This is a genomic window from Pseudomonas sp. Eqa60, from assembly GCF_018326405.1.
Lineage (GTDB): Bacteria > Pseudomonadota > Gammaproteobacteria > Pseudomonadales > Pseudomonadaceae > Aquipseudomonas > Aquipseudomonas protegens.
This window is the reverse complement of the sequence record NZ_AP024342.1, coordinates 2659062-2674015: the sequence shown is the minus strand read 5'-3', so window position 1 is coordinate 2674015 and position 14954 is coordinate 2659062. Positions and strand designations below refer to the sequence as shown.

Genomic DNA, 14954 nt, shown 5'->3' with positions numbered 1-14954 from the left:
CATGAATTGCAGCGACGTACTGATCATCGGCGCCGGCCCCACCGGCCTGGTCCTGGCGCTCTGGCTGCGCCGGCAGGGGGTCAAGGTGCGGATCATCGACAAGACCCCGGGCCCGGGCACTACCTCCCGGGCCCTGGCGGTGCAGGCGCGAACCCTTGAGCTGTACCGCCAGCTGGACCTGACCCGGGCCATCGTCGAGCGCGGCCACCATGTGCCGGCGGTGAACCTCTGGGTCAAGGGCGAGCGCGCCGCCCACCTGCCGTTCAACGCCATCGGCGAAGACCTGACGCCCTCCCCCTTCCTGCAGATCTTTCCTCAGGACGAACACGAGCAACTGCTGATCGAACGCCTGGCGCTGCAGGGGGTGGAGGTCGAACGCAACACCGAGCTGCTGGCCTTCACCGACCACGGCCACCTGATCAACGCCCGCCTGCGCGGCCCCGACGGGCGCGAAGAACACTGCCAGGCCTTCTACCTGGCCGGCTGCGACGGCGCCCGCTCCACGGTGCGCAAGACCCTGGGCACCAGCTTTCCCGGCGGCACCTACCAGCAGGTGTTCTACGTCGCGGATGTGCAGGCCAGCGGCCCGAGCATCGACGGCCAGTTGCACGTGGACCTGGACGACGCCGACTTTCTCGCGGTGTTCCCCCTGGCCCAGAGCGGCCGCGCACGGCTGATCGGCACGGTGCGCGACGAGCGTGCCGAGCACCCGGAGAACCTGCGCTTCGAGGATGTCAGCCAGCGCGCCATGCGCCAGCTCAAGGTCGAGGTGGCCCAGGTCAACTGGTTCTCCACCTACAAGGTGCATCACCGGGTGGCCGAGCAGTTTCGCACCGGCCGGGTGTTCCTCCTCGGGGACGCCGCCCACGTGCACAGCCCGGCCGGCGGCCAGGGCATGAACACCGGGATCGGCGATGCCATCAACCTGGCCTGGAAACTGGCAGCGGTACTGAGCGGCAAGAGTGCCGAGCGCCTGCTGGAAACCTACGCCACCGAACGCATGGAGTTCGCCCGGCGCCTGGTGGCCACCACCGACCGGGTGTTCAGCTTCGCCACCGCCGACGGCCCGGTGGCCTACCTGGCGCGCACCCGCCTGGCGCCCCTGCTGCTGCCGAAGATCGCCGCCTTCGACAGCGCCCGGGAGTTTCTCTTCCGTACCGTGTCGCAGATCACCCTGAACTACCGCGGCATGCCCCTGAGCGCCGGCGGCGTCGGCCCGGTGCACGGCGGCGACCGCCTACCCTGGGTGCGCGATGGTGAACACGACAACTTCGACAGCCTGGAGTACCTGGGCTGGCAGGTGCATGTCTACGGCGTCACCAGTGACGCCCTGCGCGACTGGTGCACCGCGCACCAGGTGCCGTTGCGCACCTTCGACTGGCGCCCGGCCCATGCCGCCGCGGGGCTGGCGCGCAACGCCTTCTACCTGCTGCGCCCGGACACCTACGTGGCCCTGGCCGAGCGCTCGGCCGACCCGCGCGTGCTGGAGCGCTACTTCCGCGAACGGGAGATCTCCCCGCAGAGCGCCGCCCCCTCCCTCAAGCCCCGATGAAAGGCTGCTTGATCTGCCCCCAGCGCCGGGCGAACTGCTCCGGCGTGGCCGCCGCGATCCGCTTCAGGTCCCGGGGGTAATCCACACCGGGGGCCTCCTGGGGGCGCCAGGCACTGAACTGGCCATTGCTGGCCCGCAGGATGTAGCCGCTGTCCTGGCACTGCTCGCTGACCAGAAACAGCACCCCCGGCGTCACCCAGTCCGGCTTGAGTTCCGGCGGCTCCTCGCTGACGCCCCACATGCGGGTCTTGGCCACCGGCGACACCGCGTTGACCCGGATCCCGTGCTCCGCCCCTTCCTGGCCCAGGGCATTCATGATCCCGACCTGGGCCATCTTGCCCGCGCAGTAGGCCAGCAGCCCCGGCTGGGCATATTCCGGGTACAGCGCACGGTCGGAGGTGGTCAACAGCAGCCGCGGTGCGGCGGACTGCCGCAGATGGGGCCAGGCATGCCTGGCCAGCCAGATGGGCGCATACAGGTTGATCCCCAGCATGCGCTCGAGAAACCCGGCGTCGGTCTGCTCCAGCGCCTGGTAGCCAACCCAGCCGGCGTTGTGAATCAGGATATCCAGGCTGCCAAAGGCCTCCAGGGTGCGCTGCACCAGCCCCTGGCAACCGGCCTCGGTGCCCAGGTCGGCGGTGTCGGCCAGCGCCCTGGCACCGCTGGCCCGCAAGGCCTGCACCGCATCATGGGCGACACTGTCATCCGCCCCGCTGCCGCTGCCGTCACTCCCGCAATCGCTGATCACCACCTGGGCACCACGACGGGCCAGGGCCCGTGCATAACTCAAGCCCAGGCCGCGCCCGGCGCCGGTGACAATCGCCGTTCTGCCGCTGAAATCCATGCTCTTCCCTCCTGAGTGAATTCCAGGGTAACAGCATGAAAATCAGTGACTTAATACTAAATTCCAGGTTCTGTGAGAGGTTTTTGATATCAATGAATTCGCTGTGAAACCATGAGCCTTGGGGTTTACAGTCCCAAGGCCCCCAGCCAGGAAGCATCGCCATGATCGAAACGCGCCTGTTGCGCCAGTTCATCGCCGTCGCCGAAGAACTGCACTTTCACAAGGCCGCCACGCGCCTGCACATGGCCCAGCCGCCCCTGAGCCAGGCCATCGCCCGCCTGGAGGAAAAACTCGGTTTCAGCCTGCTGCGGCGCAATCGTCGAGGCGTGGCCCTGACCCCGGCCGGGGCGGATTTTCTGCACAGCGCCCGGCGCACCCTGGCTACCCTGGAACAGGGCATCGAGCAGGCGCGCCATATTGCCCAGGGCCTGGCCGGCAGCCTGCGCGTCAGTAGCCTGTCACTGGCCGGCTACCCGAGCTTGCTCGCCCGCCTGCGGGGCTTTCGCCAGGCCTTGCCCGAGGTGCGCCTGGAACTGCGGGAACTGCCTTCGGCCGAGCAACTCAAGGGCTTGCTCGGCGGCGACATCGACCTGGCGTTCATGCGTGAGCTGCCGCTGCCCGAAGGGCAGATAGCCTCGCGCCTGATCCTCGATGAGCCGATCGTCATCGCCCTGCCCCACGACCACCCCCAGGCCCAGGCGCCAGAGGTGGACCTGCGGGAGCTGGCCAACGACGACTTCGTGTTCACGCCCCAGGCCCTGGGCAGCGGCTACCACAACCAGTTGATGGCGCTGTGCAGCGCGGCCGGGTTCACCCCGAAGGTGGTCCAGGAAGTGGCCCGGGTCCAGACCCAGCTGGGCCTGGTGGGCTGCGGTTTCGGCGTGGCCCTGGTGCCCCGCTCGATGGCCGATGCGGTGCTGCAGGGCAGCGTCGCCTACCGCCCGCTGCGGGCCATGGGCACGCAGCCCGGGCCAAGCATCGGGCTGTACATGAACTGGCACCGGGACAACCCTTCGCCACAGCTGCAGCGTTTCATGGCCTTGCTCGACGCCGGGCCCGGGGCCTGAAGCGGCCGTGCAGAAGGTCTGCGCGGCCGCCACCAGGCCTTAGAAGTCGGCCTTGACCGACAGGGTGAGGTTGCGCGGGTCACCGTAGAAATTGCCGAAGCCTTCGGTGCCGATGGTGGTGTAGTAGCGCTTGTCCAGCAGGTTGTTGCCGTTCAGCGCCAGGGACCAGGTGTCGTCGATGCGGTAACCGATGCGGCCGTTCCAGATCGCATAGCCGGCCTGGCGGATGTGGTTGCCGCTGGTGGGCGAGACTCGGTAGTTGTCACTCTGGGCGTTGACCCCGGCCCCCACGGTGAAGCGCTCCAGGGCACCTCCCAGCTGATAGTCGCCCCAGACCCGCAGCAGGTGGCGCGGCACGTAGGTGGTGAACGGCAAGCCGTTGTTGGCGCTGTTGGCATCCTCCAGGGTCTTGGTCTGGGTGTAGGTGTAGCCGGCCAGCACTTGCAGGCGTTCGATCACCTCACCGCTGAGCTCCGCTTCAAAGCCCTGGGCGCGGACCTTGCCCGAGTTCAGCGAGCAGGTGCTGTCCGGGCAGGCCGGGTCGTCCTGCTGCGCGTCCTGCTGGATGGTGCGGAACAGGCTGAAGGCGCTGTTGAGGCGGCCATCGAACCACTCGCCCTTGATCCCCAGCTCGTAGCTCTTGCCCACCAGCGGCTTGAGGGAGGCGCCGTCCAGGGTCCGATAGCTGCCCTGGGGGGTGAAGATGCTGGAGTAGCTGGCGTAGGCCGTGAGGTTGTCGTTGAGGTCGTACAGCACCCCGGCGAACGGCGTGACCTCGCCGGTTTCCTTGGATCGGGCACTGCTGGGCGTGCGCGTATCGCGCCAGTAGGCCACCGAATCGTTCTGCGACTTGTACCAGCTGACCCGGCTGCCCATGACCAGGGTCAGCGGGTCGGCCAGCTTCAGGCGCACAGTGGAATACAACCCTTGCTGCTGGATCCGCAGATCAGTGGGGCCGCCCCGGGTGGAATTGCTTTCGTAGTAGCTGTCGTCGGGCTTGGGCAGGTGGTGATCGGGGTCCAGCACATTCTGCCGCTGGGGCAAGCCGGCCACGGCGTAGAAGTCGTCCTTGATCGAGCGGCTGGCGTTGGCGCCGAAGGTCAGCTCGTGCTCCTGGCCAAAGGCCTGGAAGTGCCCGTCGACATAGGCATCGAAGCCGTAGTCCACCTGGTCGTAGTCGTAGATGCTGCCCAGCATCAGGGTGCTGGAACGGCTGGCCCCCACCGGCACCGAACCGCTGGGGAAGGCGTACTCGATATCCTGGGTATTGCGGGTGTAGACCCCGGCCACCTTCAGCGCCCAGTCGTCGTTGAGTTGCTGGCGCAGGTCGGCGAAATAGGTCGCGCGCTTGCTGCGCGAGTTGTTCCAGGCGGTGTTCAGGCAGGTGGAACGGCCCAGCTTGAGGTCGCTGCCGTCGCTGTAGCGCGGCAGGCCGCCCCAGCACGGGCGCGAGTCGACGTCTTCATAGGCCATGCCCAGGCCCAGGGTGGTGGCGTCGCTGAGGTCGAAATCCAGGGCGCCGTAGTAGACCTGGTCCTTGCGCTCGCCCAGGTCGTAGAAGTACTGCCGGGTCTGCTGGGTCACCACCGCCCGGCCGCGGACGGTACCGGCATCGTTCAACGGCCCGCCGGTGTCCACCTGGGCCCGGTAGTTGTCCCAGCTGCCGGCGGACATCGTCAGTTCGGTGTGCGGCGTGGCCTGGCCGCGCTTGCGCACGAAGTTCACCGAGCCGGCAGTGCCGCCCGCGCCCTTGAGCATGCCGGCAGCGCCGCGCAGGATCTCCACCCGGTCATAGAAGGCCATGTCGCTGCTGAAGCTGTCGGCCTGTACGTAGCTGCTACCCATGTCCAGGGGCACGCCGTCGTACTGGTACTGGCCGGTCATGCGAAAGCCCCGGGAGTAGAAATACTTGCCGCCCATGGGCGAGTCGTAAAGGGTGATGCCCGGAGTCTTCTCCATCACCTGGTCAATGGTGTTGAGGTTCTGGTCATCGAGCATCTTGCGAGTGATCACGGTCACCGACTGCGGGGTTTCCTTGAGCGAGTGCTGGCCCTTGCCGATGGTGACCGCGCCGGTGGTGTAGGAACCGGAATACTCGGTGGTGGCCCCCAGCTCCTGGCCCTGCACCTGGGTGGTGCCCAGCTCCAGAGCGCCGCTGCCCTGGGGCACGGGGCGCAGCACGAAGCTGCCGTTGCTCTGTGGCTCGGCCTGCCAGCCGCTGCCGGCGAGAATCCGCGCAAAGCCTTCCTGTACCCCGTATTCACCCTTGAGCCCCGCCGAACGCAGGCCGGCGGTCTGCCGGGCATCGAAGGAAATGGCCGCGCCGGCAGCGCTGGCGTAACGGCTCAGCACCTCGGTCAGGTCACCGGCGGCAATATCGAAGCGGCGCACCGCGGTCTGTTCGCTGGCCGCCACTGCGGTCAACGGCAGCAGTGCCGCACCGTAGACCGCCAGTGCGCCCCAAAGCCCGACCTTGATCGCCTGGGCCAACTTCGACTTGTGAACATCAGACATGCTTTGCCTTCCCCGCTAACGAAAATGAATCCACTGGGGGATAAGCCGGACCAGGAGGGGCAAACATGCAAAGACCCTTGAATTTTTTTTCGCCCCGCGGATTCAACCCACGCGGCTATCGGAAACCCGTACCCAGTAGCGGGTGTAGCGCTTGATCTGCAGGGAGAAACCGCTTTCCAGCGCCGCCAGGGCGCGGTCGGTGTCATCGATGGGGAAGGCCCCGGAGATCTTCAGCCCGGCAATCTGCGGATCGCACTGCACAACCCCGCGGCGGTAGCGCGACAGGTCGGCCAGCAATTCCCCCAGGGGCAGGTCGATGGCGATGATGCTGCCCTGGCGCCAGGCACCCACCGCGGCATCGTTGGGCCGCAGCGCGGCAAAGCCCCCGGCGCTGAACGCCAGTTGCTGGCCGGCCTCGACCCGACGCGGCGCAAGGCCTGCGCCCAGGCTGACCTGCACCGCGTGCTCCAGCACCGCCACCTGCTCCTCACGCTCATCGCTGCGCAGCACGAAGCGAGTGCCCAGGGCCAGCACCTCGGCGTCCCGGGTGAAGACCCGGAACGGCCGCTGCAAGGGATCGGCAGCGGTGCTGACCAGCATCTCGCCCCACAACAGCTGCACCTTGCGTTGCTGGCTGTCGAACTGCACGTTGATCGAGGTGTTGGTATTGAGCAGCAGCGAAGTGCCGTCCGCCAGGCGCACTTGCCGGCGCTCGCCGATCCGGGTCCGGTAGTCCGCCAGCAGTTGCTGGGCGCTGTCGCTGCGCCAGCCCAGCCAGCCCAGGGAACCGGCCGAGGCCAGCACCACCAGGTTGCGCATCAGCTCGCGGCGCGAGCGCCCTGCCCCGCGCAAGGTGGAACCGGCCAGGCCGCCGGGCAGCGCCGACATCTGCTCGCCCAGTTGCTGCATGCGTTCCCACGCCTGGCGGTGCAAGGGGTCGGCGGCCAGCCATTCGCGCCAGGCGGCCTGCTCCTGCTCGCTGGCGCTGCCGGAGCGCAATTGCGCGTACCAGCGTGCCGCGCCGCTGATGGCCTGGCGCTCGCCGACGCTCAGTTGCAGGCCGGCGAAACTCATGACAGCTGCATCCGCATCTGCATCAGGCAGCAATGCTCCATGGCCTTGGCCATGTAGTTGCTCACGCTGCGCACGGAAATCTGCAGGCGCTCGGCGATCTGCTCGTAGGTCAGGCCGTCGCACTGGGACAGCAGGAAAGCCTGTTTCACCTTGGGCCCCAGGCCATCCAGCAGCCGGTCGATTTCCATCAGTGCCTGGAACAGCACGCTCTGCTCCTCCGGCGACGGGTGCTCGCCCTCGGGCACCAGCGCCAGGGCTTCGAGGTAGGCCTGCTCCAGGGAACGCCGGCGAAACAGATCGATCAGCAGGCCCCGGGCAATGCGCGACAGGTAGGGCCGCGGCTCACGGATCTCCACTGCGTTGCGCGCCTTGAGCACCCGCACGAAGGTGTCCTGGGCCAGGTCGGCGGCATCGAAGGCGTTGCCCAGGCGCTGGCGCAACCAGCCCTGCAGCCAGCCATGGTGATGGGTGTAGAGGTCGGTGACGGCACAGCGCAGGGATAAGTCGTCGGCGGGCATGACAGTAAGGATTCATATTTGATAATGAATCGCATTGTCATGTAGAGGCGGAAGTCTTGGCAATAGCCACGAACGCCGGGCGACGTTCGTGGCAGTACTGCGGGGCCTAATCAGATCCCGGCCAGGGCCAGGTCCATGGCGAAGTAGGTGAAGATCAGATCGGCGCCGGCGCGCTTGATCGAACCCAGGGTTTCGCGCACCACTCGCTGCTCGTCGATGGCGCCGGCCTGGGCGCCGAACTTGATCATCGCGTACTCGCCGCTGACCTGGTACGCCGCCACCGGCAGGCGCGAAGCCTCGCGGATGTCGCGGATGATGTCCAGGTAGGCCCCGGCGGGCTTGACCATCAGCGAGTCGGCGCCTTCCTGCTCGTCCAGCAAGGACTCGCGCACCGCTTCGCGGCGGTTCATCGGGTTCATCTGGTAGCTCTTGCGATCGCCCTTGAGCGCGCTGCCGCCGGCTTCACGGAACGGGCCATAGAGCGCCGAGGCGAACTTGGTGGAATAGGCCATGATCGGCGTCTGGGTGAAGCCGGCGGCGTCCAGGGCGCGGCGGATGGCCTGGACCTGACCGTCCATGGCCGCCGACGGCGCGATCACATCGGCGCCGGCACGGGCCGCGGCCACCGCCTGCTTGCCGAGGTTGAGCAGGGTCTGGTCGTTGTCCACTTCATGGCCGTGCATCACGCCACAGTGGCCGTGATCGGTGTATTCGCAGAAGCAGGTGTCGGACATCACGATCATCTCCGGCACCGCATCCTTGGCGATGCGCGACATGCGCGACACCAGGCCGTTTTCCTTCCAGGTATCGCTGCCGTCGCAGTCCAGGTGGTGGGAGACGCCGAAGGTCATCACCGACTTGATCCCGGCGCGGGCGTAGCGCTCGATCTCGCCGGCCAACCTGGATTCGGGAATGCGCATCACCCCGGGCATGCTCTTGATCGGCACGAAATCGTCGATTTCTTCCTCGACGAAAATCGGCAGCACCAGGTCGTTGAGGGTGAATTCGGTTTCCTGGAACAGGCTGCGCAGTTGTTCGGAGCGACGCAGGCGACGCGGACGGGCTTCTGGGAACTGGCTGGACATGATTTTTCCTAAGGCTGAGCGCGAAACAACACGAGCTATGGCGAAAAAAGGCTGAAAGCTTATGCCCGCAGCCGCCCCGGTACAAACCCGCACGGCTCAAGAGAGTCTTGCCCAAGCCGTAACAATGCCCTTGAGGCCCCGCGATCCAAGGGGTATCGGTCACTCGACGCGGCCAGCCTGCGACCATCTGACGCAACAGCGGCAGCCGCCATTGAAAAACCTGCGTGCGACAAATCCGGCGGTTGGCCGCTTGCAGCAGCTCCTGGCTCCCGCACGGGTGTGCACACTACGGCGGCTCGCTGCCCTGCAAATTGAGGGTGTAGTCCTTCAGAGGCGTTTTGAAGTAGGCCATGCCGGTATCGTCAACCTTTCCCCTGAGCACGATCTTCTTGATCCTGTCGGCAATTTCATCGGCAGCGTTTTCGGACTGAATCGTCGCTTCGATGCACTCGCCAGGCCGGTAACCCACAGTTCGAACGATCAGATTGAGATCGACGTAATGGTCAGCCTCGCGGCCCACCACGCGACGATTTTCCGGGCCCTGGGTCCAATATATCTCCACGACTTTGCCGGCTGATGGCTTGACCGGCAGGTTGCACGTGGCATTCACCGCCACGCCGTTGTCCCCTGGCGTGGCCGCCACGCTGGCGGATGCCGCGGATTCGCTCCCCGGTGTATTACCAGGCAAGGTTGCCGGGCCGGGCGGTTGTTTGACCGCCGTGGTTTGTGCAATGCAAAGCAGTGGATCAAGCGCCAGCAAACCCAGCAGGCCTGCCCGCAGCATCCCGCCCTTACAGGAAACAACCTGGGCCCAGGCGCACAGGAGCCGTGCCGGCTTGTGCGTGGCGGTGCCTGCAAAATCGCCAGGCGCCAGCGCGCTCATGGATGCCTCGGTCCAGTGGGCGAAGGTGTATTCCCGCACGCTTGCTCACTGGTTTGGAGAAGCCGCAGGTGTCCCTCAATGCAGGTTCGCACCGTGCCGCCGATCCAGATTTCGTCGCCGATCTGTTCCACGTCAATCCGCCCTGCCCGCCCCATACTCAGGCCCTGGCTGACCCGGTAGCGAGCCGGTGCCAGCCCCGCGCCCAGCAACCACTGGGCGATGCCGGCATTGAGGCTGCCGGTGGCCGGGTCTTCGGGCATGCCATCACCGGCGATAAAGGCCCGTACCTCGAACTGCGCGTCGCTGTCATCACGCTCGGGGTCACAGGGCGCGATCACCCCGACCGCCAGACCGATCAGCGCCGGGTAGTCCGGTTGCAGGTCCAGCACCTGCTGGCGTTCGCCGAGCATCACCGCCAGCCAGCCGGCGCCGTTGTCGACCCACTGCGCCTGCACGATGTCCCCGGGCGTAAGGCGCAGGCCACGGCGCACCTGCTCCAGCACCTGGGGCTCCACCGGGCCGGCCTTGAGCAGCGGCGGCGCGAGAAAGGCCAACTGATCGCCCTGGCGGCGGATGCGCACCAGGCCCACTTCGCACTCCTGGATGATCTCCTCGCCCCGGGGCACGCCGCCGGCTTCGAGCCAGGCGTGGCAACTGCCCAGGGTCGGGTGACCGGCGAAGGGCAATTCCTGGGTGGTGGTGAAGATCCGCAGGCGGTAGTCGGCCCGGGGATCGCGGGGCTGGAGCAGAAAGGTGGTTTCGCTGAGGTTGGTCCAGTTGGCGAAGGTGGCCATGCGCTCGGTGCTGAGCTCGTCGGCGTTGAATACCACGGCCAAGGGGTTGCCTTTGAGGGGAGTCGAGCTGAAGACATCGACTTGCTTGAAACTTAAGGGGGGCATGCAAAAATTCCTGTTTCTTAATAAGGCCCAGCGTTATGAGGCACAACGTTGGCTGTAGCCGCTGCCGAGCCAGGGCGAGGCTGCGAAAGAGCGGGCTGCGTTCGGTACCCAGGCCCTGACTGGGCGCCCCCAGACACACCCCTGGCATTCTTGGGATCGCCGCCACCGCTGCGCGCTCGTGCACAGCCTGCGGCAGCGGCTAAAGGGCGTGCGTGCGTCAAGAAACCTTGGGAATCTCCAACCCGCGGATCACCGCCGGGCGCGCCACGAATTTGGCCAGCACTCGCTTGACCTCGGGGAAGTTGTCGATGCCCACCAATTCACCCGCCTCATAGAACCCGATCAGATTGCGAATCCACGGAAAGGTCGCGATATCGGCAATGGTATAGCGCTCGCCCATGATCCACTCGCGCCCCCCCAGGTGCTTGTCCAGCACCCCCAGCAGACGCTTGGCCTCGTTCACGTAGCGCTCCAGCGGCCGCTTGTCCTCGTACTCCCTGCCGGCAAACTTGTTGAAGAACCCCACCTGCCCGAACATCGGGCCGATGCCGCCCATCTGGAACATCAGCCACTGGATGGTTTCATAACGCGCCGCCGACTCCTGGGCCAGCAGTTGCCCGCTCTTGTCCGCCAGGTAGATCAGGATCGCCCCCGACTCGAACAGCGCCAGCGGCTGGTCCCCCGGGCCGTGGGGGTCGAGAATCGCCGGGATCTTGTTGTTCGGGCTGACACTGAGGAACTCCGGGGTCATCTGGTCCTGGGTCTCGAAGCTGACCCGATGCGCCTCGTAGGGCAGGCCGATCTCTTCGAGCATGATCGAGACCTTGACCCCGTTGGGGGTCGGCAAGGAATACAACTGAATCCACTCAGGGAATTGCGCAGGCCATTTCTGGGTGACGGCAAAGGCGGAAAGATCGCTCATGACAGGCTTCCAGTCTCAATCAAAGGGGGGTGGCGCCACGGATGGGCAACGGCGGGGAATTATCCGCCGGGTTTTCTTAAATCGGCAACATGCAGTGCTTAAGCTGCCTGCAATCGAACCAAAAGCCGCTCAGGGACTCATAAGCCACGGCCCGATCAGGCCATGAGCAACGACAGGGAACACGGGTTTGTCAGCCTCACGCATCGCACTTGAAGAATGACCGCACCATGAACCTGCCCCGCCGCCTTGCCCGCCACTTCAAGCACCGCCTCTACCTGCCGTTGCCGGCCCTGTTGCTGGGCGGCGCCCTGTGCCTGTCCCTGGAATCCAGCGCCAGCCGCGCGCAACCGGTGGACGGCACCCAGACCCTGGTGTTCCTGCGCCACGCGGAAAAGCCCGCCGGCGGCCTCGGGCAGCTCAACTGCCAGGGCCTGAACCGGGCCATCGACCTGGCCTCGCTGCTGCCGGAGAAATTCGGCAAGGCGCAGTACGTGTTCGCCGCCAACCCCACGCGCAACGTCGAGGAAGGCGAGCTGGACAACTCCTACAGCTATATCCGCCCGCTGATGACCATCAGCCCCAGCGCCATCAAGCTCGGCCTGCCGGTGAACATCGACTTTGCCGCCAATGACACCAGCGACCTGGCGGACGAGCTGCTGCATGACCGCTACCACAACTCGATCATCTACACCGCCTGGTCCCACGGCTACCTGCCGGAGCTGATCAACAAGGTCGCCGAAGAAGCCGTGGGCGAACAGCAGCCGATCACCGAAGACTGGGCCTCCAGCGACTTCGACTCGCTGTACGTGCTGACCCTGACCTGGCGCAACGGCAAGGCCAGCCTGCACAGCCAGAGCTACAAACAGGGCCTGGACGGCGGCGAGCAGGATTGCCCGAGCTGATCAGCCCAGGGCGTCGAGCAACCGGTACCAGGCAATCCCCGCCCCCAGGTAGAGGCGTTGCAGGCCGTGCAGCGGAATCGGCCGCAACGGCGTGACCGGGAAAGGAAAACCCTGCCCCGCTCCCGTCAGCCGCGCCGCCAGGTGCCTGCCCAGCAGGGTCGACAAGGCAATGCCGCGCCCGTTGTAGCCCAGCAGGATCGACAGCCCCGGCGCCGGCTCGTGCAACTGCGGCAGAAAACTCGGGGTCAGGGCCACGCGCCCGCTCCAGCGATACTCGATGGGGACGCCCGCCAATTGCGGAAACAGGTTCAGCAACGAACGCTCCAGGTGGTTCCAGTCGGCATCCCGGCGCGGCTCGGAAAACGGCCCGCGCCCACCCAGCAGCAGGCGCCCCTGGGCGTCCTGCTTGAAATACAGCAGCAGGCGCCGGGCATCGGAACACACCTCGCCGCCCGGCAGGATGCTCTGGCGCAGCTCGGCAGGCAGCGGCCGGGTGGCGATGATGAAACTGTTGGCGGCGATCACCGTCTGGCGCAACCCCGGCCACAAGTCGTCGGTGTAGCCATTGGTCGCCAGCAGTACCTTCGAGGCACGCACCCGAGCGCCGCGGTCGGTCTCCAGGGTCCAGCGCCCGCCATCGCGCTGCAGCTTCCGGACCCGGCTCTGGCCGTGAATGCTCACCCCCAGCCCCATCGCCACCCGGGCCAGGCCCCGGGCGTAGTTCAGCGGGTGCAGGCTGCCGGCCCGCGGGTCGACCCAGCCGCCCAGGTATTGCGAACTGCCGATGCGCTGGCTCACGGCGGCCTTGTCCAGCAACTCCACGGCCACGCCGCGCTGGCGCCACTGCTCGGCGCGCTGCTCCAGGGTGTGCATCGCCGCGCCGGAAAACGCCGGCTGGATCCAGCCCTTGCGGGTGGCGTCGCAGCGAATGCCGTGTTCCTTGATCAGCTCGAACACTTCATCGGCCGCGCCACCCACGGCATCGACCAGCGCCTCGCCCTGTACCGGGCCGAACTTGGCCAGCAGTTGCTCGGGGTCGAACTTGAGCCCGGGGATCACCTGCCCACCGTTGCGCCCGGAGGCGCCCCAGCCGGGCTCGCCGGCATCCAGCACACAGACGCTGGCACCGCTCTGGGCCAGGCGCAGGGCGCTCACCAACCCGGTGTAGCCGGCGCCGACAATCGCCACATCGACCTCCCGGTCCCCGGCCAGTGCCGGGGTGTGCTCGGCCGGCATGGCCGTGGCCGCCCACAGCGAGGGCGGCATGCGCAGGGGCTCGGATGCGCTCATGCCTGCACCTCCGCGCCCTGGTTGAGCAAGCGCCGCAGGAAGTCCTGGGTGCGCGGGTGGCTCGGGGTACTGAGCACGGTTCGGGCCGGGCCGGCCTCGACGATGCGCCCGCTGTGGAGGAAGCACACCTGGTCTGCCACGTCCTGGGCAAAGCCCATTTCATGGGTGACCACGATCATGGTCATGCCCTCGTCGGCCAGCTTGCGCATCACCGCCAGCACCTCACCCACCAGTTCCGGGTCCAGCGCCGAAGTCGGTTCGTCGAAGAGAATCGCCTCCGGGTCCATGGCCAGCGCCCGGGCAATGGCTACCCGTTGCTGCTGGCCGCCGGAGAGCTCGTCCGGGTAGGCGTGCATGCGATGGGCCAGGCCGACCTTTTCCAGCAGCGCCTCGGCCCGCAGGCGTGCTTGCCGGGGGTCCTGTTTCTTGACGTAGATCGGCCCCTCGGTGACGTTCTGCAAGGCCGTGCGATGGGGAAACAGGTTGAAGCGCTGGAACACCATGGCCACCCGGGTACGCAGTTCATGGATGCTCTTGGCCTGCCGGTCGACCCGCGCCCCGCTCACCAGGATGTCGCCCTGCTCGTAGCTTTCCAGGCCATTGATGCAGCGCAGCAGGGTCGACTTGCCGGACCCGGAAGGCCCGATCAGGCACACCACTTCACCGCTGTGCACCTGTAGGTCGATGCCTTCGAGCACCGCCACGTTGCCAAAGCTCTTGTGTACGCCCTTGATCTGGATCATGGCTTTCTCCGGGTGCTGATGCGCGCCTCCAGGCGGCGCAGGGCAAAGGACAGCGGCAGGCTCAGGGCCAGGTAGAGCAAGGCCACCAAGGTGTAGACGGTCATGTTCTCGAAGGTCGAGGAAGCGATCAGCTGCCCGGCCCGGGTCATTTCGGCCACGGTGATGGTGGACACCAGGGACGAGTCCTTGAGCATCATCACCAGGGTGTTGCCATAGGGCGGCAAGGCGATGCGCAGGGCCTGGGGCAGCACCACCCGGCGCATGATCATCGGCCCGCGCATGCCGATGGATTCGGCGGCCTCGATCTGCCCCTGGTGGATGGCCTGGATACCGGCGCGGAAGTTTTCCGCCTGGTACGCCGAGTAGGCGATGCCCAGGCCGATCACCCCGGCCTGCATGGCGGTGAGCTGGATGCCGAAATCCGGCAGCACGAAGTAGATGTAAAACAGCTGGACGATGATCGGCAGCCCGCGAATGACGTTGACCACGCCGATGGCGAACAACGCCACCGAGCGCACCTTGGACACCATCATCAAGGCAAAGACCAGGCCGATCAGCGAGCTGAGCACGAAGGAGCCAACGGTGACCTGCAGGGTGACCACTGCGCCTTTCAACAGAATGGGCAGGAAGTCCAGAGCGTTCTGGAGAAACATGGAGAGAC

At 66.5% G+C, this 14954-nt stretch carries 14 protein-coding genes; 3 read left to right on the top strand and 11 right to left on the bottom strand.

All coding sequences use genetic code 11. The features are described from left to right. The first annotated feature begins 1 nt into the window (after window position 1). The gene (locus KI242_RS12270) at window positions 2-1552 is read left to right on the top strand and encodes an FAD-dependent oxidoreductase (RefSeq protein WP_212806197.1); all 1551 of its coding nucleotides are present in this window, start codon (window positions 2-4) and stop codon (window positions 1550-1552) included. Here KI242_RS12270 and KI242_RS12265 read toward each other — a convergent pair. After that, complete coding sequence (locus tag KI242_RS12265) at window positions 1539-2396, bottom strand: SDR family NAD(P)-dependent oxidoreductase (protein ID WP_103407871.1); 858 nt, start codon at window positions 2394-2396, stop codon at window positions 1539-1541. The two genes, KI242_RS12270 and KI242_RS12265, sit on opposite strands and share 14 nt — an antisense overlap. Before the next feature lie 161 nt (window positions 2397-2557). Between KI242_RS12265 and KI242_RS12260 the strand changes: the two genes are divergently transcribed. Further along, the gene (locus KI242_RS12260) at window positions 2558-3463 is read left to right on the top strand and encodes a LysR substrate-binding domain-containing protein (RefSeq protein WP_072444672.1); all 906 of its coding nucleotides are present in this window, start codon (window positions 2558-2560) and stop codon (window positions 3461-3463) included. A gap of 39 nt (window positions 3464-3502) precedes the next feature. Here the strand turns inward: KI242_RS12260 and KI242_RS12255 are convergent, their stop codons facing one another. The 7 genes from KI242_RS12255 to KI242_RS12225 form a co-directional block, all read right to left on the bottom strand. Beyond that, window positions 3503-5977 (bottom strand): TonB-dependent siderophore receptor, encoded by a 2475-nt coding sequence (locus KI242_RS12255; protein WP_011060591.1) that lies wholly within the window; start codon window positions 5975-5977, stop codon window positions 3503-3505. A gap of 102 nt (window positions 5978-6079) precedes the next feature. Then, window positions 6080-7051 carry a FecR family protein gene (locus tag KI242_RS12250; RefSeq protein ID WP_212806196.1) on the bottom strand — a complete coding sequence of 324 codons (972 nt, stop codon included), beginning with the start codon at window positions 7049-7051 and terminating at the stop codon, window positions 6080-6082. Further along, a complete protein-coding gene (locus tag KI242_RS12245; protein ID WP_015635079.1) occupies window positions 7048-7569 on the bottom strand; it encodes a sigma-70 family RNA polymerase sigma factor in 522 nt (173 codons plus the stop codon). Before KI242_RS12245 ends, KI242_RS12250 begins: the two co-directional genes overlap by 4 nt. A 110-nt stretch (window positions 7570-7679) precedes the next feature. After that, complete coding sequence (gene hemB / locus KI242_RS12240) at window positions 7680-8654, bottom strand: porphobilinogen synthase (protein WP_015635078.1); 975 nt, start codon at window positions 8652-8654, stop codon at window positions 7680-7682. Between the two features lie 286 nt (window positions 8655-8940). Further along, window positions 8941-9537, bottom strand: a complete 597-nt coding sequence (locus tag KI242_RS12235) for a hypothetical protein (protein ID WP_212806195.1) — start codon at window positions 9535-9537, stop codon at window positions 8941-8943. Further along, complete coding sequence (locus tag KI242_RS12230; protein WP_125063400.1) at window positions 9534-10436, bottom strand: PhzF family phenazine biosynthesis protein; 903 nt, start codon at window positions 10434-10436, stop codon at window positions 9534-9536. Before KI242_RS12230 ends, KI242_RS12235 begins: the two co-directional genes overlap by 4 nt. Before the next feature lie 217 nt (window positions 10437-10653). Then, the gene (locus KI242_RS12225) at window positions 10654-11358 is read right to left on the bottom strand and encodes a glutathione binding-like protein (RefSeq protein WP_011060585.1); all 705 of its coding nucleotides are present in this window, start codon (window positions 11356-11358) and stop codon (window positions 10654-10656) included. 227 nt (window positions 11359-11585) lie between these two features. Between KI242_RS12225 and KI242_RS12220 the strand changes: the two genes are divergently transcribed. Next, a complete protein-coding gene (locus tag KI242_RS12220) occupies window positions 11586-12260 on the top strand; it encodes a histidine phosphatase family protein (RefSeq protein WP_174395031.1) in 675 nt (224 codons plus the stop codon). On the opposite strand, the gene KI242_RS12215 is transcribed toward KI242_RS12220, so the two are convergent. From KI242_RS12215 to KI242_RS12205, 3 genes are read right to left on the bottom strand one after another with little or no spacing between them, the layout of a single operon-like run. Further along, window positions 12261-13550 (bottom strand): FAD-binding oxidoreductase, encoded by a 1290-nt coding sequence (locus KI242_RS12215; RefSeq protein WP_212806194.1) that lies wholly within the window; start codon window positions 13548-13550, stop codon window positions 12261-12263. It abuts the gene before it with no gap. Beyond that, entirely contained in the window at window positions 13547-14293 is a 747-nt protein-coding gene (locus KI242_RS12210; protein WP_011060582.1) for an amino acid ABC transporter ATP-binding protein, read from the bottom strand. Before KI242_RS12210 ends, KI242_RS12215 begins: the two co-directional genes overlap by 4 nt. Beyond that, window positions 14290-14946 carry an amino acid ABC transporter permease gene (locus KI242_RS12205; protein WP_011060581.1) on the bottom strand — a complete coding sequence of 219 codons (657 nt, stop codon included), beginning with the start codon at window positions 14944-14946 and terminating at the stop codon, window positions 14290-14292. Before KI242_RS12205 ends, KI242_RS12210 begins: the two co-directional genes overlap by 4 nt. Window positions 14947-14954 lie beyond the last annotated feature (8 nt).